At 60.8% G+C, this 22580-nt stretch carries 17 protein-coding genes; 2 read left to right on the top strand and 15 right to left on the bottom strand.

Annotated features, from left to right (window positions below; genetic code table 11):
* Positions 1 to 7: 7 nt before the first annotated feature.
* The 5 genes from ADJ70_RS01565 to ADJ70_RS13930 all read right to left on the bottom strand — a co-directional run bounded on the left by ADJ70_RS01565 (position 8) and on the right by ADJ70_RS13930 (position 4027).
* Complete coding sequence (locus tag ADJ70_RS01565) at positions 8 to 445, bottom strand: helix-turn-helix domain-containing protein (protein ID WP_083443732.1); 438 nt, start codon at positions 443 to 445, stop codon at positions 8 to 10.
* A gap of 10 nt (positions 446 to 455) precedes the next feature.
* Positions 456 to 1109 (bottom strand): ABC-2 transporter permease, encoded by a 654-nt coding sequence (locus tag ADJ70_RS01560; RefSeq protein WP_050342898.1) that lies wholly within the window; start codon positions 1107 to 1109, stop codon positions 456 to 458.
* Positions 1102 to 1824 carry an ABC transporter ATP-binding protein gene (locus ADJ70_RS01555; protein ID WP_050342896.1) on the bottom strand — a complete coding sequence of 241 codons (723 nt, stop codon included), beginning with the start codon at positions 1822 to 1824 and terminating at the stop codon, positions 1102 to 1104. The genes ADJ70_RS01560 and ADJ70_RS01555 overlap by 8 nt, the downstream gene beginning before the upstream one ends.
* A 200-nt stretch (positions 1825 to 2024) precedes the next feature.
* A complete protein-coding gene (locus ADJ70_RS01550; protein WP_050342894.1) occupies positions 2025 to 3692 on the bottom strand; it encodes an AarF/ABC1/UbiB kinase family protein in 1668 nt (555 codons plus the stop codon).
* A gap of 2 nt (positions 3693 to 3694) precedes the next feature.
* Positions 3695 to 4027, bottom strand: coding sequence for an AbrB/MazE/SpoVT family DNA-binding domain-containing protein (locus ADJ70_RS13930; RefSeq protein WP_216597296.1), 333 nt, complete (start codon positions 4025 to 4027; stop codon positions 3695 to 3697).
* 456 nt (positions 4028 to 4483) lie between these two features.
* On the opposite strand from ADJ70_RS13930, the gene ADJ70_RS01540 reads away from it, so the two are divergent.
* Together ADJ70_RS01540 and ADJ70_RS01535 are read left to right on the top strand one after the other, a co-directional pair.
* Entirely contained in the window at positions 4484 to 4996 is a 513-nt protein-coding gene (locus ADJ70_RS01540; RefSeq protein ID WP_050342890.1) for a YhfC family glutamic-type intramembrane protease, read from the top strand.
* Positions 4997 to 5957: 961 nt separating this feature from the next.
* Positions 5958 to 6752, top strand: coding sequence for a hypothetical protein (locus ADJ70_RS01535; RefSeq protein ID WP_050342888.1), 795 nt, complete (start codon positions 5958 to 5960; stop codon positions 6750 to 6752).
* Between the two features lie 1042 nt (positions 6753 to 7794).
* Here the strand turns inward: ADJ70_RS01535 and ADJ70_RS01530 are convergent.
* From ADJ70_RS01530 to ADJ70_RS01485, 10 genes are all read right to left on the bottom strand, one after another.
* On the bottom strand, positions 7795 to 13326 hold the full coding sequence (locus ADJ70_RS01530; protein WP_050342886.1) for a BspA family leucine-rich repeat surface protein: 5532 nt from the start codon (positions 13324 to 13326) through the stop codon (positions 7795 to 7797).
* Between the two features lie 208 nt (positions 13327 to 13534).
* Positions 13535 to 13798: a hypothetical protein gene (locus tag ADJ70_RS01525; protein ID WP_050342884.1), complete on the bottom strand. Its 264-nt coding sequence runs from the start codon at positions 13796 to 13798 to the stop codon at positions 13535 to 13537.
* Between the two features lie 127 nt (positions 13799 to 13925).
* Positions 13926 to 14765 (bottom strand): hypothetical protein, encoded by an 840-nt coding sequence (locus tag ADJ70_RS01520; protein ID WP_050342882.1) that lies wholly within the window; start codon positions 14763 to 14765, stop codon positions 13926 to 13928.
* The gene (locus ADJ70_RS01515; protein ID WP_050342880.1) at positions 14765 to 15046 is read right to left on the bottom strand and encodes a hypothetical protein; all 282 of its coding nucleotides are present in this window, start codon (positions 15044 to 15046) and stop codon (positions 14765 to 14767) included. The genes ADJ70_RS01520 and ADJ70_RS01515 overlap by 1 nt, the downstream gene beginning before the upstream one ends.
* A 670-nt stretch (positions 15047 to 15716) precedes the next feature.
* Positions 15717 to 16628 (bottom strand): hypothetical protein, encoded by a 912-nt coding sequence (locus ADJ70_RS01510; protein WP_172674425.1) that lies wholly within the window; start codon positions 16626 to 16628, stop codon positions 15717 to 15719.
* Between the two features lie 347 nt (positions 16629 to 16975).
* On the bottom strand, positions 16976 to 19255 hold the full coding sequence (locus ADJ70_RS13925) for a Spy0128 family protein (protein ID WP_172674424.1): 2280 nt from the start codon (positions 19253 to 19255) through the stop codon (positions 16976 to 16978).
* Positions 19256 to 19424: 169 nt separating this feature from the next.
* Complete coding sequence (locus tag ADJ70_RS01500) at positions 19425 to 20627, bottom strand: hypothetical protein (protein ID WP_050342875.1); 1203 nt, start codon at positions 20625 to 20627, stop codon at positions 19425 to 19427.
* 21 nt (positions 20628 to 20648) lie between these two features.
* Positions 20649 to 21266: a Tad domain-containing protein gene (locus ADJ70_RS01495; RefSeq protein ID WP_172674423.1), complete on the bottom strand. Its 618-nt coding sequence runs from the start codon at positions 21264 to 21266 to the stop codon at positions 20649 to 20651.
* A gap of 26 nt (positions 21267 to 21292) precedes the next feature.
* On the bottom strand, positions 21293 to 21874 hold the full coding sequence (locus tag ADJ70_RS01490) for a TadE family protein (protein WP_062393059.1): 582 nt from the start codon (positions 21872 to 21874) through the stop codon (positions 21293 to 21295).
* Positions 21875 to 21945: 71 nt separating this feature from the next.
* Positions 21946 to 22485, bottom strand: coding sequence for a TadE/TadG family type IV pilus assembly protein (locus tag ADJ70_RS01485; protein WP_050342870.1), 540 nt, complete (start codon positions 22483 to 22485; stop codon positions 21946 to 21948).
* Between the last annotated feature and the right edge of the window lie 95 nt (positions 22486 to 22580).

The following is a 22580-nucleotide window of genomic DNA, read 5'->3' as shown; positions in this document are numbered from 1 at the left end:
TCGCGCCTCACTCGCCGGCAGGGGACAGGATCTGGCTCATGAGCTCGATCTTCCGCTCGAAGATCTCGGCCGGGATCAGGACGAACCCCTCGTCGTCATCGCTCCCGAGGATGAGCCTCTGGCCCGCGCGAAGGCCGAAGTGGTCGCGCGCCGCCTTCGGGATGACGATCTGGCCACGCTCGTTCACGCACACGGAGCCCCATATGTTCTTGCCCTTTGGCGCGGGAGGCAACACGCGGCCGTCGTCCATCTCCTCGGTCCTCAGCAGAGCGTCCACCGTGGTGCCGTACTCCCGCGCCAGCCGGGCACACTTCTCGACGTCGGGGATGGTGGCGCCGCTCTCCCACTTCGCGTATGCCTGGCGGGAGATGCCGACCCTCTCCGCGATCTCCTCCTGCGAGAAACCGTGGATGCCTCGCAGCATGAGCAGGTTGTCCTTGAGCACGCAAGCCTCCCTACAGGTCTGTCCTCTCGAAGCGCGCGGCGGAGCGTCCCAGCGCGATCCCGGTGAGAACGATATAGCACATCACGCCCATCGCGAGCAAGCCGAGCTGCAGGGGCAGGTGAGAGAGGCCGAAGGCGTTCAGCGCCCCCAGCCCGGGAACGTGGTGCAGGACCTCGGCGGCCGCGATCACCGCGAACGCAACGACAGTAAAGGTCACGAAGGGCTTCCCGAACTTATACGACGTCTTGAAGAAGCCCGCGATGAAGATGAGGTTGAACAGCCCGAACATCAGGAACGCCATACCGAGCGCGAAGGGGTTCGCGTTCATGAGGGCGTTCTTGAGGTATACCGGCGAGTCTGCGAGCACGGTCATGCGAGTGGCCATCGCAATCGCCATGAGCAGCAGCGTGCAGAGCTCGACGGCGCACGAGAAATACAGCTTGCCCCGTGCCACATCCTGCTTGGGAACGGGAAGCAGCGCCGAGAACACCAGGTCATTCGCCTCTCGCGCGTTCTGGAAGCTCTGAAAGATGCCGAGGCACGAGAAGAACACGCCGCACAGGATTGGGTATCCGGGGAGGAGGAACATCAGGCCGAACACGATGAAGGCGTACGAGAGCACCGAGGCGGAGAGCCTCATCTCCTTGATCAGCAGGCTACGCATTGCGCATCCCCCCCTCCAGGCGAAGGAAGGACTCCTCGAGCGTCTCGCCCGGCTTCTGATAGCGGTCGGCGAACTCCTCCTTGGGCACGCAGGCCACGATCCTCCCCTTGGAGATGTACACGATGTCGTCGGCGCACCGCTCGATGTCGGAGATGATGTGCGTGGAGAAGAAGACGGCCACGCCCATATGCTTGATCTGGTCGAAGAGCCCCAGGAGCTCGTCGCGGGAGAACGGGTCGAGGCCGCTGGTCGGCTCGTCCAGGATGAGGGCCTCCGCGCCGTGGGAGAGGGCGAACAGGAGGTTGCACTTCACCTTCATGCCCTCGGAGAGCTCGTGCGGGGTCTTGCCCTCGTCGAGCGCAAACGTACGTAGGTAGCCCTCGTACTTCGCGTCGTCCCACGTGTCGTAGAAGAGCTTCATGACGCTCTTGATGTCGCGGATCCTCTTGCGCGGATACCAGCTGATGGTACCCGTGGAGTACCCTATGCGCTTCTTGATCTGCGCCTCGTTGCCCGCGAGCGGCAGCCCGAAGTAGTCGATCTCTCCGCGATCGGGATGGGTCAGGTTCAGCATCGACTTGATGGACGTCGTCTTGCCTGCGCCGTTGCGGCCGATGAAGCCGGCGATTCGCCCCTCGGCAAGCGAGAACGAGACCGCGTCGAGCGTGAAGCCGGGATACGCCTTGGTCAGGCCCCGGACGGTAACGATGTTCATAGCCGCTCCTTAGAGAGTATGATTTCTATGAATACGGTATCGTTTGGTTGCACCCAGTTCCACCAACAACACGTGGCAGGTATCGGCTATTTTCGTTAGCTTTGGTTGCGTCGCCCACACGGGGACTGAGACGGGAATCCCAGTCCCGGTGATACCCGTGGCAGGGCCGCCGGGCTTGTGCTCCCAGGGCGCATGGTGACCTACGCGTCGCTACGCCTTAACCATGAGGAATGGCCCCGACGTCCCCGCGCCCCCTTGCGTCTTGCGGGGCACGCCTGGTATACCATGAGCACAAGGCCCATCACAAACAGCGCGACGGCCAAAGGCGACCAGCCCACGGCCATTCCGCAGAGCGCACCGGGTACGAAGAGTGCCGCACCCAGTATCGCTCTTGTCATGCGGTCGGTGTCAGAGCGCTGCCCGTCCGTCAGGGCCGACACCTGGGTCCTCGAGAGCCTGACGACGAGCCTGCCCGAAGACGCCCTCTCGATGAGACCGGGAAGCTGCCCTAAGGCCGGGATGGCGGCCTCGCCCATGTCCTTGAGCTGGGATAGCAGGCCAGACGGGCCATCGGCCCTTCCCTCGCCACCCACCAGGTCCTGTGCGAGGGGAGTGAGCTCGCTGACAAAGTCGATGTCAGGGTTGAGCCTCTGGCAGATGCCCGCGACGGTCGCCACCGCCTTGCCTAAAAATGCCACGTTGGCGGGCAGCTGGAACGGCTGCTCGTACATGAAGTCGCGCAGCTCGTCACTGTAGTTCTCGAGCGTAGATATGGCCTTGTCGGGATCGCCCACATCAAGGTGTCCGAGCAGCGCCAAGACGGCCTTGGTGAAGCCCTCGGTATCTGTGCCAGGGCGTATGAAGCCAAGATCTCCCAGCCTATCGACCAGGGAAGCCGCATCCCGCGAGAAGATAGCCGTGACCACTCCCATGAAGCCCTTGCGCATGTCATCGGTGATCGTACCCATCATCCCAAAGTCGAGCAGCACGATCGTGCCGTCAGCTTGCACGTGGACGTTGCCGGGGTGCGGGTCCGCGTGAAAGAGGCCGTCGTAGAGGATCATCTCGGCAAAGACGTCAATGAGGTCCGTCGCGAGCTGGGCTCGGTCGATGCCCATGGCATCCAGGGCGCCGATGTCGGAGATGCTGACACCCTCCATGTACTCCATGGTCAAGACCTCGGACGACGAGGTCTCCCAGTGGATGTCCGGCACGGCGGCGTTCGGGAAGTCGTGTAGCTTTTCCCTCACTGCCTCGGCGCTTCTGCCCTCGCGCATGAGGTCGAGCTCGGCTGAGACCGTGCGCTCGAACTCGCCATAGAGCTGATCGAAGTCGATGGTGTCACCCAGCCTCGTATAACGTTGCGCCATCCCAAAGATTGTCTTGAGGGCGGCAAGGTCCGTCTCGATCGTCTCGGCGATATGCGGGCGCAGTATCTTGACGGCCACGCGCTGGCCAGAGACGAGCGTGGCCTCATGCACCTGTCCGAGCGAGGCGGCAGCCAAGGGCTCTCGCTCGAATGTCGCGAAGGCCTCGCCAACCGTTGCCCCGACGCTCTTTTCGAACACATCGGCAATGTCCTCGAACGGCACCGGCGGCACGTTGTCCTGGAGCGCACTGAGCTCCTCGGTGTACTCTCGCGGCAGCATGTCAACGCGAACGCTCAGGTACTGGCCAAGCTTGATGATGAGACCGCCGAGCCCCTCGGCAACTTCTCTGAACCGCCTCGCCTGACGCGCGTAGGTCCTGTGCTCGAGCCTTCTCTGCCTGCCCGCCGAGCGCAGGCGCCTGCCCGCATCGAGCCACCAGAGCTCCAGGCCAAAGCGTGTGAAGAGACGCACGACGCGTCCGTAGCGGCCCCTGTCCATGGCTACTCCTTCGGCCTGCCCGCGTCCGGAGTCGACCGGGACGCATCGCCATCGGTTGACCTGGCACCTGCGCCCTCGCCTGCGCCCTCGTCTTCCTCGGGACCCTCGCCCCAAGACATGCCACGGAGATCGCGCGCAAGCCTCTCCAGGCGGCTCGAGCGGGACAGGAGCATGTCGGCAAAGCTGTCAAAGTAGTCGGCACTCACGAGGTGCAACGACCTGCGGCGCTCGTTTCCAAAGACGACGAAACGGTCCCCCGCCTGGATGTTGAGCGCGTCACGCGCCTCACGGGGAACGACGAGCTGACCGCGCCCGTCAACCGTGACGGTGCCCATGATGTGATTCCCATGGGGGCCGCGTGGTCCAAAGTATCCGTTGCCGCGACGATCCCTGCCGCCCTGCGGTCCCGCCCCATGGCGGTGATGATGTGTTGCGTACATCGTGGCTACCTCCCGTGTCATCGTATGTTGCCGTACTCTCATTATACCCGTATCTTTCTGATTATTCTGATCAGTCAGTATAATCTTGAGTTCTTGTGATGGAAGGGTTGGGAACCCTCAGGCCAACCTCACTTGAACCGTCTCAGCCCCCGTGAGCAGCGTCGTGATCTTGTCGAACGTATTGCCATCGCGAATGGTTGGCAACGGATAGAGGCCCTCCCACATGGACGGCCTGTGATACGGAGCTCTCAGGTGCTCTAAGCCTGCGGACTTACCCCCAGAACGCTGCGTCCCCTACATGTGCCGCTTTGTCGCCCATTGGTATACTCCCGGGAGGGTGGGAGAGTCCGCATGCATATGGGAGGAGCGTGGCGGCCGTCGGGAACGCGCCATCCCCGCCTGCGACCCTTCGCGATGGTCGTCGCGGCTGTGATCTCGTTCGGCGCGCCAATAGGGGCGCTTGTCGTTGCGAGAAGGCGACTGCACGTCCAGTTCAAGGCGGTTCTCGTCGACGTGCTGGTGTTCGTTGTCTTTGCGGGCCTTCTCGAGCAGCTTGCCCATGCGCTGGCGTTCGCCACGTTTCCGGGCCTGAGATCCACGCCGGTCGCCTTTGTCCCGTACGCCGCCCTTGCCGCAGGCGTGTTCGAGGAGCTGGGGCGCAGCTGCGGGTTCATGCTCCTGCTGCGGTCTGGGAAGGTGGATCACGACCTGCCCTGCGCCATCAGATACAACATCGGCCATGGGGGGATCGAGGCCATGATGGTCGTGGGCCTGTGGCCTGTCGGACGCCATGGCCCTATGGTGCCGTTAGGGTCGATCGGTTTTAGCCCGTCTGGCCAGCTCCTCGTGGGCATGTCAGCGTAGCCGCCCGCCCAGCTCCAACCCGATCTCGGCAGGCAGACGACGGGCACGCAGGCCTTGGTCCTGCGGTTGCGTCGGGCCAGAGTGCGCTTTTCCGTGAGGCGGTAGGTACAGAATGCGCTTTTCCGTGAGGAAGGCCGACGTTTGCGCAGGTGAGGAAAGGCGCACTCTACGGAAAAGTGCATTCTGTGTGCGGCATGCGACGGAAAAGCGCATTCTGGCTGCGGGTCCTCACGGAAAAGCGCACTCTGCGATCGTGGTGGGTACAGAATGCGTCTTTCCGTGAGGCGGTGGGTACAGAATGCGTCTTTCCGTGAGGCGGTGGGTACAGAATGTGCTTTTCCGTGAGGCAGGCCGACGTTTGCGCAGGTGAGGAAAGGCGCACTCTACGGAAAAGCGCATTCTGTGTGCGGCATGCGACGGAAAAGCGCATTCTGGCTGCGGGTCCTCACGGAAAAGCGCACTCTGCGATCCTCAAGCCACCAAAACTGTGCTTTTCCGTGAGGCAGCTGGTCACCACCCCGTCCGTGAGCCACGCGACGTCGCCCGCCCAGTCGATGTGGTTCTCCATGGCCCCGAACAACAATGCCTACACTTCAAGATCGTGAGCGTGTTCTACTGGCACCTCGTTTCCACGGAGATACGCATGCTGTTGATCCCGCGCGTTCGCCTGGGCGCCACCTACCTCCTGGGCCGCTGGGACCCGTGATCGCCCGGCTAGCCGAGGGGGCGGAACGATCGACCGTGGAGGTGTGGCGAAGCCCTTCGATAGCAGAACTGCCTTCCACAGACGTGAAGACAACTGCAGCTCTACAGGCGACGCAGGTATTTCGAAGTTCCTGTTCAGCCGAGGCTCGGCCCATCAGCTTCTCTCCTTGTTATGCTGCGCAGAAAACTTCATGTCGTGTCTGGCCGACCGAACAGGGCTACAATACAAGATATGTCTGTAACTGGAGGCTATGCCATGTTATTGAGCGACGGGGAGATACGGGAGCTAATCGAGCGAGATGTGCTCGTTAACGCCGACAAGAACAATGTTGGAACAATCACCTGCGACCTGAGGACCAAGAGATTTGTGTTTTCAGACGGATTGAGCCGTGCAAGTTGCAAGCTGCAGCACGGTGACTCTGCGTTCGTGGAATGTGTTGAGGGCGTGAAACTTCCCCACACCATAGCTGCTCGCGTACTGCTAAAGAACTCGCGCATCCGTGAGGGTCTTACCTTAGACGCACCGCTCTATTTTCCCGGCCACCGGACGGTAGTCTACTATAGGGTGACAAACGTGAGCGCAGACACGATCACCCTGTGCAGCACACGACCGATTGCGCAGATCGCATTCGAACGTGTGGAGAAACCTGTAGATAATGCATACAAAGGCACCTTCCAAGACGAGATGGAGTTTCGCGGGATGGGCCGCTACGAGGACGTCTACCGTGAAGAGATTAAGCAGGTCGAAAGCACAGCTGACGAGATCAAGTCCGTCGAGAGAAGGATGTACGGCAACGTGATGGCAATCATGGCCATCCTGGCAGGCATCTTCACCCTCGTGAACGTCAACGCTCAGGCAATGCAGGCAGATCTGAAAACTGTGCTCACGCTCAATCTGACAACCGTGGGCAGCTTCTCCGTACTTGTCGCCCTTATAGGTGTAGTGACAGGCAACGTAAAGGGAGGGGGCAAAGGATCCATCTGCATTACCTGCGCCATCGCGGTGCTATGCTTTGTCGCTGCTATTGCTTGTGCCACGCAGTTGCCGTAGGTACGTGGAGGCCCCCCTGTTCCCCTCACGCATACTGTGCTTTTCCGTGAGGCGGCGGCTGCAGAATGCGCTTTTACGTGACACCGCTGGTGCAGAATGCGCTTTTCCGTAGAGTGCGCTTTTCCTCACCTGCGCAAACATGGCACCGCCTCACGGAAAAGCGCACTCTGTGCGTTGGACCTCACGTAAAAGCGCACTCTATGGTCGGCGAGGGTTGCAGAATGCGACTTTGGATCCAGCGCTACCGCAAACAGCGCTTTTCCGTGAGACGCAGGAGCCAGAATGCGCTTTTCCGTAGAGTGCGCTTTTCCTCACCTGCGCAAACGTCGGCCTGCCTCACGGAAAAGCGCATTCTATACTCACCGTCTCACGAAAAGACGCATTCTGTACCCCCCACGATCGCAGAGTGCGTCTTTCCGTGAGGACTCGCAGCCAGAGTGCGCTTTTCCGTCGCATGCCGCACGCAGAGTGCGCTTTTCCGTGATGGCCTGCCGCCAGAATGCGTCTTTCTGTTAGGGTCGGGCGGTCTTAGCCACATCCAGTCAGGCGATAATCGCCAATTCCGGTCAGCCGACCTTGGCCAATGCGCCGGCAACTGACTTTCTACCTCACACCCACGCTCCCTTGGGCCGCGTGCCCCTCACCTGGGTTACCTGCGGGACGGCCCCCGCCGAGTGGGTGTCGAGTCCCCGCCTCCCGTGGGATAGGTGAGAGCCTCATGCCGCAGGACACCGGAGATGCCCACCGCACGCAAGCGGCGGCCTAGGGGCCTCTGTAGCCAGACGCAGGTCCTTAGGGCGGACGACGGTTCGGGCTTGCGCCCAGTGGGCTAAGGAAGTGCCGAAAAGTCAGGGTTACCCGAAAGCGCGCAGTGAGGGACCGTGGCGCTCAGGACGGCAGACCGCAGTCGCCGAGAACCTCGCGCGCCCGGCGCCGAACGGCACTCCTGCCATGCCGCCCGCTGGCGCCGCCGCGCGCAGAGGGCCGCGCCGGGGTCACCCCCGGGCGCGGCCCCAGTGGGAGCGTCCGACGTCCGGCGGCGCTACCTCCCCATGGCCTTTATCGTCTGGACGGCCATCTTGGCCATCTGGGCGCGGGTGGCCGTGCCTTGCGGCTCGAGCAGCCCGGTGTCGGCGTGACCCGTCAGCACCTGGTGGGCGTAGCACCAGGCCACGTGCCCGCTCGCCCAGCCCGAGACGTCCCCGGCGTCCGGGGCGCCCCCGTAGGCGGAGTCGGGGACCGAGTCGCTGGCGCCCTCGAGGGCGGCGAAGCGGTGGACCATCGTTGCCAGCTCCTCGCGGCTGATCTCCCTGTCGGGGACGAACCTGCCCGCGTCGGGGCCCGCCGTGTAGCCCGTGACGACCCCCGTCCGGACCGCCCAGTTCACGGCGGCGGTGTAGTACTGGCCCGACTCGTTGTCGGACAGCGAGGTCGCGTTCTCCGCGTGCGCACCCGTCGTCGTGTCCGTGGAGCCGGGGTTCGCGCGCCTGTAGAGGACGGTCACCACCTGCGCCCGGGTCACGCCGTCCTCCGGGCCGAAGCGGCCCGTGAGCCTTCCCGTGGCGGGGTCCCCGTAGCCCGTCATGAGCCCCATCCTGACGACCGCCGCGAGGTAGCTCTCCCCGCCGGCGCCCTCCGCGAGGGCCCAGTGCCCGGCCGGAACGTCCGAGAATCCTATCCTGAAGGTGACGGACTTGGCGCCCGTGTAGGCCCCCTTCCCGGTGACGGTCACCGTGGCGGTGCCGATGCCCTCGTTGCCCCCGAAGGAGAGCGCGTAGTCCGTCCCCTCGGAGAGGGTCCTTCCGCCGAGCCTGACCGCGGGCCTCGGCTCCAGGGGGGAGCCAGTGAAGGTCTGGTCGGGGATCGCGTCCACGGACGCCCGCGAGACGTCGCGCTCCTCCGGCTTGGGCCCGTCCGGGCTCGGCTGTGGCTTGCCCGGGTCGGGCTTCGGCTCGTCCCTCCTCACGATCCTGAACGTGACGTCCCTCGCGCCCGTGTAGGAGCCCCTGCCCTCTATCGTGACGGTCGCGGTGCCCGGGTCCGTGTTGTCCCTGAAGGAGAGCACGTAGTCGGTGCCCTCGGAGAGGGTCCTGCCGCCGAGCCTGACCGTCGGCCTGGGCTCCACCGCGGAGCCCGTCCACGCCTGGTCCGGTATCGCGTCCACGGACGCCTTGGAGACGTCGCGCTCCTCCGGCTTCGGCTTGTCCGGGTCGGGCTTCGGTTTGTCGGGATCCGGCTTCGGCTTGTCCGGGTCGGGCTTCGGCTTGTCCGGGTCGGGCTTCGGCTTGTCCGGGTCGGGCTTCGGCTTGTCGGGATCCGGCTTCGGCTTGTCCGGGTCGGGCTTGTCCAGCAGGCTCCGGTCGATGCCGTCGCCCCAGGTGCCCGCAAGACCCCTCGAGTCACCGTAGTCGGCCGACCCGTCACCCACCTCGAGGCGCACCCCCACGCCCACCGAGCCATCGTCCAGGAAGGTCTTGCCCGACGGCGCGGCGCAGGAGAGCACGGCGCTTCCCCCGGGGGCTATGGCAGGAAGATCGAAGGTCCCCAGCTCGCCTCCCAGCTCGGGGTTATAGAAGATTGCCCTGCCGGCGGCGGACGCGACGAGCCCTCGGTTCGTGACGGTCGCCGTCACGGTCTCGGCGCCCCCGTCCATCGACGCGACGGCCCTGACGGAGAGGTGGGCCGCGCCGACGGAAATCTCCCGCCCCTCGGAGCCGGGCTCCGCAGGCGCGACGCTCACCCTGTACGTGAGCGCCCGGTCGAGCTTGTCGGGCAGGGTCACGCTCACCTTGGCCTCACCACTCGCGCCGGGCGCGAGGCCAAGGCCCACCTCCTCGGTCGCGACGACCTTGCCGCCCTCGTCCCTCACCTCGACGGTGCAGGAGTCCAGCGTCGCGCCGCCACCGTTCGTGACGCCCACCGTGAGCGGGAGCGCCTCGCCCGGTCGCGCCTCGGACTCGTCGAAGGACACGTCGTCGAGCGTGGCGAACCGTGCCCTGCTGCCGCGCGTGCTCCAGAGCCTCGCCTCTCCCGTCTCGGGAGGGGTGGGGCCGGTCGCGTCGGCGTACCTGACGGTGGAGAGGGCAAGGAGCGGGTCGCCCCCGACCATGGCCGCGTCCCAGAACGAGACCGACTCGCCCAGGCCCGTGAGCCTGACCCTGTCGCCCCAGCCGTCGGACGTGCGCCTCACGCCCCAGACGTCGCACGTGCCGTCGCCCGCCACGGCGAAGCTCGCGAGCGCGTCGCCCGCGAGGTCGCCGGTGAGCCTGTACAGGCTCGTGGGCAGGACGCCCTCGGCCGTGGCGGCCTCGCCACCGAGCGAGGTCGCGAAGCAGAGGTCGCCGTCGTGCCACCAGGCGAGCGCCCCGGCGCCGCCAGCGGTCGCGAACTGCGGGTTCGCTGCATTTGCGTCGGCGACGCAGACGGGCTCGCCGCCGCCCGCAGACGCGTACACCCTGGAGTCGCCCGTCGTCGCCGTAGCGCCGTCCTCGTCGGTCGCCCACGCCACCGTCGGCCTGCCGTCGAGCGCGCCCGCGGCGAGCCCCGTCACGCACCCGTCGCATCGCGCGACGACCTGGCGCGACCACGCGCCGCCGGACCTCGCGGCCAAGAGGACCTCGTGTCCGCCCCCCATGCCGAGCACGTCGTCGGCGCGGTTCGTGCGCCAGGCTATGGCGGGGCCGCCCCCCGCGTCCGTGACCTCGGGGCTCGCCTCGAGGGAGGCGTCGGAGTCCGTCACGAACTCGCCCGGGCCGAAGGCGCCCGTCCGGGCGTCGAACGCGGCGTACGCGACGTCGAGCCGCCTGGCGACGTCGGCGAGCGTCGCGCCGTCGGCGATGGCGCCCCTGGCGTTGGACCACGCCACGTGCGCGCCGCCCCTGCCGTCGGGCGCGAGGCTGGGCGTGAAGTCCGCCGTGCCGTCGTCCCACACGGGGCGCGGCTCCGACCAGGAGTCAGACGCCTCGTCATAGCGCGTCCACACGAGGCGGCTCCGGTCGCCCGAGGCGCGGGACGGGTCGTCCGCGACGTACACCGCGAGCGCCCCTCCCTCCACCTCGCACAGCTGCACGTCGGTCTGCGGGTAGACCTTGGACGCGAGCAGCCTCGCGCCGGCGTGCCCACCCTCGCCGGACGGCGTGCCGCCCAGCCACGGGGCGCCCGCGTCCACGCGCTCGCGCGAGACGGGCGGGTACGCCCTGTTGGAGTCGACGTCCGTGAGCGCCTGGGTCACGGCGGCGTCGAACGACTCCGAGAGCAGCGTGAGCCTGGGCTTCCCCGAGCTGTCCATGTCCCGCTTGTACAGGTAGGTCTTCCCGTCTAGGACCGTCACGCGGAATATGTCCTTACTGAAGGCCTCACCCTTGACGCCGGCCTTCCCCTCCGCAAAGAGCTCGTCGAGTCCCTGCCGCGCGAGCGGGAGCATGGTCATGGTGCCCTCGAGACCCAGGCTGCCCCACACGCCCACGCTCGCCACGTTCGCGAGGCCGGCACCCGCGTACAGCTCGCCCTTCAGCTTCGGCTTGAGCTGCCAGTTCAGCCCGTCGTCGATGATCCGGGTCCTGCCGTCGTTCAGAATCCTGAGTTTGAGCTTGACCCCTCCGCCTATCTCACCGGACGTCGAGAACCCCACGACCGCGAAGTGATACTGCGTCTGCGCGCCCTTGTGCTCGAAGCCCGCCGACAGCGTGACCACGCCCTCGGCGGTCCGGGCGTTCGCGTCCATCTCGGCATAGCCGACGAACTTGAACTTGGGCGTGAGCGTGTCGCCCTTGGAGCCGCCCTCTCCTGACTGCGTCCGCTTCCCAAGCTGTGACTGGTCGGGCTTACCACTGCTGAGGGCGCGAAGGAGCTTGTCGTTCTTCTTGTCGTTTATGTCGAAGTTGACCCCGATCTGATACTTGCCGTCCCCCGTGAGCTTGAACGTCAACGGGCCCTTCGCGACGGGGAACTTCATGCCCCTCAGGAAGGGGAACTTGTCCCCGAAATCGAACTCCAGCTCGCCAGGGACGAGGGAGATGGAACTGGCCTTCTTCGCCAATGAGTTCTTGACCGAGATGAAAACCTGCTCCTCGTGTAGCGTCTTGCCGGCGGCGTCCACCATGCGGACGTAGAGCTTGCTGTTCCTGCCTGCCGGGTCCATGAACTTGGAGTAGGATAGCGTCCCGAAGTCGCCGCTGGCGTCTGCCGTCGCGATCTCGTATGTCTCACCCCCAAGCACGCCGGAGAGGTCGTCGCCGGGCGCCGGCCCCCACGAGGAGCCACCGCCGCCTCCAACGCCACCTCCGCCCTTCTTGGTCCCGACCCTCTGGTAGAGGCGATAGCCCGCCACGTCCGCGTTGTACCTGAGGGGGGTCGCCCTGAGCGTGAACGTGGTGTTGCTCGCCTGCACGTCCACGGTCTTCTCGCACGTGAGGACGTCGAACGCGTTGCCGTTGAGCCCCATCACGACGCTCCCGAGCCTGTAGCGGGAGCCCCCCTGCTTGGGGGTCCGGCCGCCGCCCGTCTCGTAGGTCGTGTACGTGTCCGCGATGCCCTGGCGGCCGGACGAGATCTCATCAACCGTGAGCCACCTGCGGTCGCGCGCAGAGAACCATCCTTTGCCGTCCCTGCCTGCAGGAAAGCCCGATGAATCACTCGACAGCATCCTCCCCGCACCCTTTCCCACCGCTATGGACGAGAGCGAGGAGCAGCCGTAGAACATCCACCCCATGTCCGTGACCCTCGAGGTGTCGAGGTGCGAGAGGTCGAGGGAGGCGAGCGAGGAGCAGCTCCAGAACATGTCGCTCATGTCCATGACATTTGAGGTGTCGAGGTGCGAGAGGTCGAGGGAGGCGAGCGACGAGCAGCGGGAGAACATGGCGTGCATGTCCGTCACCCGCGACATGTCGAGGTGCGAGAGGTCGAGGGAGGCGAGCGAGGAGCAGTCGAAGAACATTTCATCCATGCGCACGACGCTCGAGGTGTCCCAACCGGAGAGGTCGAGGGAGGCGAGCGAGGAGCAGCGGGAGAACATTTCATCCATGCGCACGACGCTCGAGGTGTCCCAACCGGAGAGGTCGAGCGCCTTGAGCGACGAACATCTGCGGAACATGCGTGACATGTTCGTGACCTGTGATGTGTCCCAGCCGGAGAGGTCTACGGAGACGAGGGAGGAGCAGCCGTAGAACATCCACCCCATGTCCGTGACCCTCGAGGTGTCGAGACCGGAGAGGTCAATGGACTCCATCAGCCCCAAGCCCCTGAAAAGGTCATAGGAGTCCTCGGGCGCCGAGACGCCCCTCTCGATGACTACCGACCTGACGTCCCGATAGTTGACAGCGCTGTAGGGATCGGCCATCTCCCCCGACACGCCGTCCGTGGGGTAGATGGTGAGCTTGCCGGAGTCATCAAGCGTGTAGGAGCAACCCTTGCCGATGGTACCCGTCTTCACCTCGGCCCGCGCGGGGGTTGCACTCAGCGCAAGGGCGAGCGTCAGACAGACGGCTGTCAGCACCGCAGGCAGGAGAGGAAGACGTCGTAACTTAGAGGCCTCCCACAGAAACATTCTCTTGACTGCCAGCTGCATCGTACCCATCTCTTCCTCCGTCCGTGGGAGACCTGCCTCAAGGTCTGCAGGCACGTTCACGCCCACGCGTCTCAGCTTCAGCACGTATCTGACTGTACGCTATGTAATCTAGAGAATCGCTGGTTTTTCCTGTCAGCGGTAATGAAATGACCGACTACCGGCAGATGGCAACATAGCGAGCTCGTACCAGCCTCAAACAACCCAAATTCCCGGAGGGTTATGACGTGGCCGACAACCCGTAGCCCAATCTGTCGAAGATGTCACGCTGCCTCCCGGTGACCTCGCACACGTGGGGGCGGTGGCCCTCCCGCACGTGGCGCTCGGTCACCCCTGTGTCGCCGAGGCCGAAGACTCGGAGATCCGCCAGCTGGAGGCGGCCATCACCGAGCGCCACGTAGCCAGAGGCGCCACTATCGCGCGTGACAGGAGGCGCGCCCGCAACGGCCTGGTGGGGGATGCTGGAGCTGCTTCCGAGCCCCATAAGTCACGACGTCCGTGATCCCGAGTACTGGAAGAAGATGGCGCGCCCGTCAACAGCCTCTGCTCATGGCCCAAGGGATGTCTCCGGCGCTTCGCGGGGATGCCCATGGGCAGCATGCAGGGCTACATCAACTGGCGCGTCTATCCCTTTCGCGTCGACAAGGCAGGTGACAGATGGCCCAAGGCTCCCACATTCCCAAAGACTCATGGCGCGGCGGGAGGATCGTAGCCCAGGCGCTCGAGCACGGCCCTCTGCCTGGGGTGACCCCCAGCACCCTAGGCCTGTGGCCTTCGCGCGCGTGCCGCTCGATGGCCTCAACCTCGTCGAGCAGGCCCTCCAGGGTGTGGTCGTCGTCGAGCCCCGTCTCGCGCATGCGGCGGCGCAGCCAGGCGGCGAGCACGAGCGCGACGAACGCCACGAACAGCCTCCCCGCGAGCGTGTCCTCGGCAGGCGCGGGCGGCGTGCGAGAGCCGAGCAGGGACCTGGCGTCGCCGAGGCGCCTCTCGATGGCGTCCCCGTCACGGTAGATGGCAAGCGCCTCGAAGGGTCCCATGGCCTCGTTGGAGAACAGCGCAAAGTACCCCGCGCGGGCCGCGGCCGCCGCGATGGCCGCGTCCCTGCCGACGGGCCTCCCGCTCCTCACCTCGAAGTACCGGTCGTAGTAACGCTCGTGTGACTCGACGCGGTTGCCCGCCGCCAGCTCTGAGGCCAGCTCGCGCAGCAGGCCCGCGAGCCGCCGCTCCGCCTCGGCAGCCCTGGGGGCGTCGAAGAACAGGCAGGTGTAGCCGCGGCGCCTCGCCCCGGCGACGTCGCCCCCGCGCGGCCGGGCCTCCCCGTAGCCCCACCCGTGGGCGAGCCGCATGCCGTAGAGCCCGGTGGAGGGGTCGAGGTTCCTCCTGGTCCTGGGCTCGGTCCCATGACCGTCGACCGCGTCCGCGTACAGCCCCAGCGACGTCGGCACGCCCATCAGGAACTTGAGGTGCCCTCCATCATCGCGTTGACGTTGGCGGCCGACCAGAACCTGCGGTCCATCACGAGGCGCACCTCGCCGGCGAGGGACGGCCCCATGTCGCGGATCAGCGCCCCCACTGCAGGCACGTCCGCCATGGTGCCCGCCACCCTGCGGTAGCACAGCGGCACCCCGCCCTCCCCGCCGACGAGCATCGCCAGGTCGGCCTGCGGCAGCGGAACGTCTTCCTCGTCGCGGCCCCACCTGACCCGGGCGAGGGCCTCAAAGCACGACGACATCGACGTCGTGCCGCAGAGGAGCCGATCGCCCCGCCCGTGCCGCTCGGCGAGGGCCGAGCAGAACGCGTCGCGCTCCCGCCCGCCGGTCGACGCGAACAGCTCCGAGGGTCGCCGGGGGGACGATCGGCGCGCCGTCGGGCGTCACGTGCGCGGCGCAGAACCTGGACAGCCTCGAGAGCGGGGCGGGGCCCCTCGCAGACCATGTAGTAGGCCACCGTGAGCGCCCGCCTCCAGCTGCGGGGCAGCGCGCGCCTGAGCGCCGCAGTGACCCCCGACTCATCGGCCACGGCGTCGAGCAGCGCGCACGCTCCGAGGAGCTCGCGGCGCGACCCGGGGGACGACGCGGGCGCGCGTGCCGGCCTGTTGGGCACAACCTCCCCGGTCTTTGGGTCCACGTGGCCCACCAGCCTGCGTCTGCCGTAGCGCGACTGCTTCCTCTTTGGGTCCCACCTCGCCTCGGCCTCGTACACGTAGACGACGCCCGTGCGCCTGTCGGTCTGCCTTATCAGGGCCATACCGCCCCCCATCCCCCTCGCCCATCGCCATAATCATAGGCTATGACGATGGGCGAGACAACAACACGCGGGGCTTCCGGCCCCAGACGCAACCGATCATCGCAAGATGCCGTGCCAGAGGCTAGGCCACGTAATAGGAAGACGGGAATCCAGGGCTAGATGTGCTCTATGCCCCAGAGTACGGTCGCATACCAGTAGGCCGCGTTGGGCGGACAGTACTTATTTGCAGTCGCAACCGTCAGATAGGGTGCGTAGCCAGCCGCAAGGCCCGCAATGTGCGCGCGGATCGCCGTATCCCAATCAGGCCAGCTCATGTGTCCCCACCCCCAGGCGTTATAGGGAAGAAAGCAATACGTGCCCCGGGTACTCTCTACATTGGATATCGCTGGCGAGAGCCGAGGATCGACGCCATGGTCATAGGCAGCCTCCGCAAAGGTACGACCATGGCCCGCAAGTGGGAAGCCGCTCAGAAAGGCATCGATGCGCGCGGCCCAGTGAGATATAAACTCCTCCCTGCCCATGTTCCAGTTCACGCCAAAGATAGCTGGGACAGCACCGGACGTGGGAGTCCTCACGAGGGAGTCGTTTCCGTTCTCGGTCTGGAACGTGGCGTCAGTACCGGCTCGCGCAGCCTCCTCGAGCGCGGCCTTCTCCTGCTCGGCCAAGGCCGCCTGCTTAGCCATGTAGGCGTTTTGCTCGGCCGTTCGAGCGGCCTCCGCCTCGTTGAGGGCGTTCTCCGCGTCCTGCCGCGCCTTCGTGGCGTCATCTCGCCTCGCCTCGAGATCGCTCTGTGCGGCCGCAAGCTCCTTGGACGCCTCCAGCAACTCCGATATCTCTCGCTCGCTCCTGTACGAGATCGCATTGGAGTACTGCACATACTCGATGACATCCTCAAGGCTATCCGACGAGACCAAAAGGTCAAGCAGGCCCATAGAGTCCTGCTGCAGCTTGTAACTAACACTCATGCTCTTAGAGAAGCGAGCCCTCGAGTCTTGGAGGCGGGCATTGAGCTCGTCGAGTTTATGCTGGCCCTCGTCCACCTCACGCTGTGCCTGCTCGAGTTTCACTGTGGCCTCGTTGAGGGCACGCGTGCTGGCCTCGACCCTCGCCTGTAGATCCGAGAGGGTGTCTGCATGGGCCGGGCGGGGCATCAAGCACAGTCCCAAAGCACACACCAAAATGAGGGGACAGAGTGTCACCACAAGACTCGACCGACCGATACGAGGGTGACGGATGTCATCCCCCTTGCTACGCGACCTCACAGCCAGGTCATGCATCTTTCGAGCTACCAGCAGCATACACACAAACACCCCCACATGGTGGATACAGCCTCAATTACAAAGCTTCCAAAAAAGGCCCCTCGCCCAAACTGAACGAGAGACCTTTATGGTACTACAAGCTTATATACAACACATTACTGATATGTACCTTGGACTCCGTAGGTGTTATAGAAGTAAGCAGCCTTATCTTCCTCTGAAGCATCGTCCGGATAATCCTTGGGATCATACTCAACCCGAGCTACGAAACTCCCATCCTCCTTAGTTACCATAACTTTAACGAGAGCCTCATGGGTATCATACTTTATTTTAGTAGAGGCACTTATTTGGTCGCCATCAAGATCGCCCGGAATCGATTCCTGTTTGATCTTATACCAATACGTACCCTCCTCTTTATAATTAATCGTTGGGAAGCTGAACCATCCATTATCTTTATCGGTAGACTGGTTCTTCACATCTACAGGTAGGCCACCGGCATCTATAAACTTATGCCTTTCTTTAATATTGTGATCAGCCGAGTCATCACAGTCATAAAGGCCAAAAGTAAACTTACCGGCATCAAGTTGCTGGTTAAAGAGCGTGACATGACCCTTAATTATACCACCCTTATTGTTGTTATCGAATACCTGTACTACTGGTTTGGGGAAGGGATAATCTACCGACTGTTCACCCGCACCAAGATCAAAAGTAATCTGGCCTACCGCCTTTGCATTACTAAAGAAGCCTTCCTTGCCAGAACTTGATTTATTATCTGCATAGTCGGTCTCTAAATCTCCCGTATCAGGGTACCCCGGATTACTACGCCATTCATCAAGAGCAGTTTGGTTGGAATGAACATCAAACGAAAGAACGTAGGTTGTGTCCTTTGTTGCGGGCTTGTTGATCTTCGCTGTAACGGTCTTCGTAACACCGTCATACTCAAAGCTATACTCCGACAAACTAAGCGTCCTCGGACTACCACCCTTCTCCGTAGCAACTACCTTTTGAGAACCTGGATAGAAATCAACATATTGAGAAAGCTGATCCTTTATCGCAACACCAATATCCGGTTTCTTAATTCTTCGTGTCAAAAGATTAATGAGATCCTGCATCTCTTTGTCATTCGATGCCTGAACAGACCCCTTCTCATTTTGCGCAATATTTGTAGCCTGCGTAATCATACTAAGCACTGCGGCAGTGCCCTGGTTCGTACCGACAAAGATAGAGAAGAAGCTCTTTACCTGACCTAAATGTTCCTTTGCCGCCTCCCGCGTATAAGCAGTCGCAATAACTGCCTGTGCGGTGGCGCCCATGAGATTCCTCAACTCATCTTTTGGCACAGATGTAGGCTCACCATCGGTAATAAAGAGGACTATGTTCTCCCATCCATCATTTGGATTTTGGCAACATTCATCGATCCTTCTAAAAGCGGAAGAATAATCTGTACCACCAGATTGAGCATGCGTTAAACCGGCTGCCACACTTCTCGCCTGAGCTGCAGTCATTAAACTAGTATTACCATACTTACGAATATAGGTTCCCTCGCCGTGAAACCTTGCAGAATACCAGTCATCACTCGAAAACGTGACTATTGAGAACCTATTGTTCGCATCATCACCAAGACCATTAATTAATCTGTCGACAGCAGACTTCACCGACTGCCATCTTGTATCTTGGCCCTTGTCCACACCATTAAACTCGTATCGCATAGATTGAGAGATATCAATTGCAAATATGATATTCTTTTTCTTCTCAGTACCATAATCGGTATTATCAACCGTTTTACTTGTGAGATAGAGACGGTAATCATTGATACCTTTGTAGGTTGTATCACTATTCGGTTTGTTGTCCCCGAGCCAATCTATTTGTTTTTGATTCTTCAAAGCCAAATTAAACTTGGGAGCCGGTGGTTTGGGCAACCCCGGCGTATAACGCATTCTGAGTATGATAGTTCCATCATTGTCGGATGGAAAACCTCCAAAATTAAATGGAACAATTGACCTCGGACCATAGCCTCTATCATTATAGGAAATCCACCACGTATTGCCTGCGGGTTGAAGATCTACAAGAGATAAAGCCGGATCAGTCCTTGGGGAAAAGGGACTGATTACGGGATAAAAATAAAAGCAACTCGCATCTCTAGCATCTACGCTCTGGGTTTGCCCGGGCTTTAGATCAAGGTTATGCCAGTAGCCATCAGGTCGATCATTTGGACCAGCCACCCATTCCTTATCCGGATTATTATCCTGCTTATAATTCGACCATGTCCAATTGCCGGTCGAATCAGACAGACGCCAGCCAGAAGTGACCCAGTCATTCCAACGGAAAAAAGAGCACACATAATGAAACGTCGTATCCTTTATCTCTGGGTGCTCATCAAGGTTAGTAATTTCGAGCTTCACATTCAGGCGCTTTGCCTCCGCCTTTGTAGGCGCCACAAGAGCGCTCACCATAGTCGCGCAGACGAGGGCAAGCACTACGACACATAGTCGCAGGACCCTCCTTCTCCCTCGAGCACTCGCACTCATCACGGAATGCAGCATTGTACCACCTCTCTCGTTCACTTCAATACCTTCCAACTTCCACCCTTTGACCTACGCATCCTCATCAGCTAGTAATAGCCTTTCTTGCAGCTTCCATATATCGTTCACGTGAGGTCGCACTAATCTTGGACATCCACGAGGGAGAGGCGTAAATCAGAGATGATTGATCTGAGTCATCCGCCTCAGCTGATTGTTCCTCGCCCGTACTCAACACAGAACCAAACAGGTCATTTGCCAGACTAATACCCTCTGAACTTCGCCCCCCCGGAACATAACTCACGCTTCCACAGAGCGCACCTTGACCCTTCGCTCCTAAGAGCCATTTAATGAAGTTAGCCGCAGCGTCAGAGACAGCACTCGGGACAGAAACACTGTAGGCAGGATACAAAACGGGTCGTGTTATATCGTACGTTCCCCACAACCGCACCGCATCACAGGAGATACCGGAAGTCTTGAGCGAGGCGTAGGATGAGAAGCGCATCAGGGCAACAGGATATGCGCCCTCCTTAAAACCTGACTCAAGTGCAGCAGGACTCTGAGCGGCCTTATCCTCCGGCTGTATGAAATAATGCCTCAGAGGAAACTCGCTGAACGGACCTGCACCTTGCTCATCACCGTCCCCAGCTGCACCATCCGTAACCTGTATGGTTGTCAAGTCAATATCAGGCACAGCTGCCGCAAAATAGTCAATACAGGCCGCAAGTCCCCATGAGTCGGCCTCGCTGTCCTCTATCCCAAATACACCAGCGGGATATCTATCACGCAAATCGCGACACATCAGAACAAACTGCATAAGTTCGCCGAGCAACTCACCGTCCATCACCTTGACCAGTTCGTCGTTGAAGACGGCCACAGGCGCATCTGCGCAAATCGCCAGTGACTTTACCTCTGCTTGTGTGTTCACGGCATAGCTCAACCCGGCCGAGATATCAGTCGCAATCGACTGCAAGTTTCCCAGACTTGAACCATCCAAGTCTTCGAAGGGGGCGTTGTTCTTCCAGATGATAACGTCGGCGCCCCGGGACGAGGCAAGGGAAGAGACCTTATCCGCAGTGCAGTCGCCGTCCGCCACCGGAATTATCGAGAGCGCAAAAGGACACTTGTCACCCACAGCCCGCATCGCGGGAGCTATGGACTCCGCACAGACGACCTTTATGCTCGGTCGAAGAGCGCAGTAGGCAAGACCGCCTACCACCGCGACGAGTCCAGCGCCCGCAGCGATGGCCGTTCGCCTATCCACAGGTATGTTGATATCGATGTTGACCATAGTAAAGCTAGTTCCTGTCTATCAAAAGTCACTTGGCAGGTGCTCTGAGGTGCGCCCGGTAGATGCAGATGTAGAATTAAATTCATACGTACCGTTATATTCGGACGCGGATTTTTTTGGATGCCATACCCTGTTCTCAGGCTTTGTCGGATCTGATGGTTTCTCCCTATAATCACCATAGGTATCCTCAAAGTCAATTGAGGTAGAGATGGGTATGGACTTAACTCCAAAGACTTGGAAGAAGTACGTATTAGCCTTCTTATTTAACTCGACACGAACTTTGACCTTGCGTTCCTCCTTTTTTTGAGAATACTCATAGAAGTAAATTTTGCCATCACCCTCATACCCATTGAGCTGAAGAGTCTTAAGTGCCCTCTTTTCAAACTCCTCTCCTGGGTTGTCTGCATATCGCACCGAATCCTGATACACAAACCTATTGTTCTTGATCAGCTGGGCATCATTGACCAGTTGACCCTTTTGCCACAGAATCATGCTCACATCAACGGTCAAGCCAATGAAGAAGATCAAGACGATGAGGGAACACGCGAACATAACGAGTATGTTGCCACTCTCACCATCTTCAGGCGCACCATCGGCCCCTATCGCAGTCGAGCGCAATACGTGGACTTGCTTGAACATGCCATCACCCCCCCTTGGAGTAGACATCAGTACGTCCTTGTCTGGTCGCCCACCACATGCGTTACATCGATATTTTCAGTCACTTCCACCGGCTGAATGAGCAGGCCGATGATGGGCTTGACGTTGTATTTGACTGTAGCCTCGAGTCTTGCCTGGCGCGTAACCCTTGTTGCCTTCGTGGCGCCACCCTTCCTGTCTGGAACAGTAGACTCGCTTGGGACATTTGATATCGTCACTTTAGCATTCGTAACCGTCAACTCATGCGTGTCAAAGCCTATAGAGGGCGCCTTCTTTATAGACTCCATTACGGCAGTTTGCACCCTGGTATCGTCGTATGTGTTAGAAGACTCAGTCGGACCAGTCTTCTCATAGCTCCAGTTAAAGGTAGTTGACGATGGGTTGCCTACATCGAGGCCTGCGTAATCCCAACTTGTGTGTATACGACTGTAATCGAAGGCAGCCTTTTGATACGCCATCCACCCAAAGTCAATGATCGCAAATAGAATCGTAATAAAGAGCGGAAACACGAGCACAAATTCCACCAAGGCCTGACCTGACGTGCGTCTTTTGGCTGTGTCAGCCCATCGTCTTCTCAGTATCTCAATCATTGTATACACCCATCCATCTAGATCAAATACCCATTAAGACTCTGATAAATTACTCCAATAGCATCAACGCTCTATTTCTTATATCCCGCTGTGTAGACGTTGCAGGTCACGGGATCGCTCTTGATCGTCCAACTCATACTACCACCAAAGAACATGCCCCCAAACGGCGTGATTGCATTCTCAGTACAGCTGAGCGTCAATGAGACCTCTTTATAGTAGTAGTTTGAGTCCCTCGGATCGAATTGATCGGAGTACTGGGTCTTGTTCTGCTTGTCGCTATTAAAGACGTGGTAGGTATACGGATCTTTTGTCTCAATGCTTTGCACATTAATTTTGTCAACCTTAACATCTGTAAGCCTTGAGCCATACGACTTCTGCACGCTTTTGAGGACATCACTCTCACAGGTATTGTGCTCAATCGAATCATTGTTCAAAGACGAGACGGCGTCGGTTGCGGCATCGTTTAGGATCATACGTGTATTGACATAGCGAAATATATCAATTGGCACTGCCAAGAGCACGATAAGCAACGTTACGATGAGCGCGAACTCAACGATCTCTTGGCCATCCTCTTCTGCGATTACACTCCTGAGAAATCTCAAACGCCTCATCAGAACCACCTCTCTCCCCAAACCACCAAAAAGCCTTTGAAAGTAGTATAGCCTAAATGCTATGTTTGTATTCAGATAAATTCACCATACTTCAG

This window comes from Olsenella sp. oral taxon 807 (assembly GCF_001189515.2).
Taxonomy (GTDB): domain Bacteria; phylum Actinomycetota; class Coriobacteriia; order Coriobacteriales; family Atopobiaceae; genus Olsenella_F.
The sequence above is the reverse complement of the archived record's forward strand: the minus strand, read 5'-3'. Positions and strand labels throughout refer to the sequence as shown.

Coding starts and splice junctions, on each gene's coding strand:
- ADJ70_RS01515 (WP_050342880.1), bottom strand. CDS start 15,046: ATGTCGTCGTGCTTTGAGGCCCTCGCCCGGGTCAGGTGGGGCCGCGAC.
- ADJ70_RS01540 (WP_050342890.1), top strand. CDS start 4,484: ATGCATATGGGAGGAGCGTGGCGGCCGTCGGGAACGCGCCATCCCCGC.
- ADJ70_RS01495 (WP_172674423.1), bottom strand. CDS start 21,266: ATGTTCAAGCAAGTCCACGTATTGCGCTCGACTGCGATAGGGGCCGAT.
- ADJ70_RS01535 (WP_050342888.1), top strand. CDS start 5,958: ATGTTATTGAGCGACGGGGAGATACGGGAGCTAATCGAGCGAGATGTG.
- ADJ70_RS01525 (WP_050342884.1), bottom strand. CDS start 13,798: ATGGGGCTCGGAAGCAGCTCCAGCATCCCCCACCAGGCCGTTGCGGGC.
- ADJ70_RS01490 (WP_062393059.1), bottom strand. CDS start 21,874: ATGATTGAGATACTGAGAAGACGATGGGCTGACACAGCCAAAAGACGC.
- ADJ70_RS01555 (WP_050342896.1), bottom strand. CDS start 1,824: ATGAACATCGTTACCGTCCGGGGCCTGACCAAGGCGTATCCCGGCTTC.
- ADJ70_RS01530 (WP_050342886.1), bottom strand. CDS start 13,326: ATGGGTACGATGCAGCTGGCAGTCAAGAGAATGTTTCTGTGGGAGGCC.
- ADJ70_RS01520 (WP_050342882.1), bottom strand. CDS start 14,765: ATGGGCGTGCCGACGTCGCTGGGGCTGTACGCGGACGCGGTCGACGGT.
- ADJ70_RS13930 (WP_216597296.1), bottom strand. CDS start 4,027: ATGGGCACCGTCACGGTTGACGGGCGCGGTCAGCTCGTCGTTCCCCGT.
- ADJ70_RS01560 (WP_050342898.1), bottom strand. CDS start 1,109: ATGCGTAGCCTGCTGATCAAGGAGATGAGGCTCTCCGCCTCGGTGCTC.
- ADJ70_RS01550 (WP_050342894.1), bottom strand. CDS start 3,692: ATGGACAGGGGCCGCTACGGACGCGTCGTGCGTCTCTTCACACGCTTT.
- ADJ70_RS01500 (WP_050342875.1), bottom strand. CDS start 20,627: ATGGTCAACATCGATATCAACATACCTGTGGATAGGCGAACGGCCATC.
- ADJ70_RS01485 (WP_050342870.1), bottom strand. CDS start 22,485: ATGAGGCGTTTGAGATTTCTCAGGAGTGTAATCGCAGAAGAGGATGGC.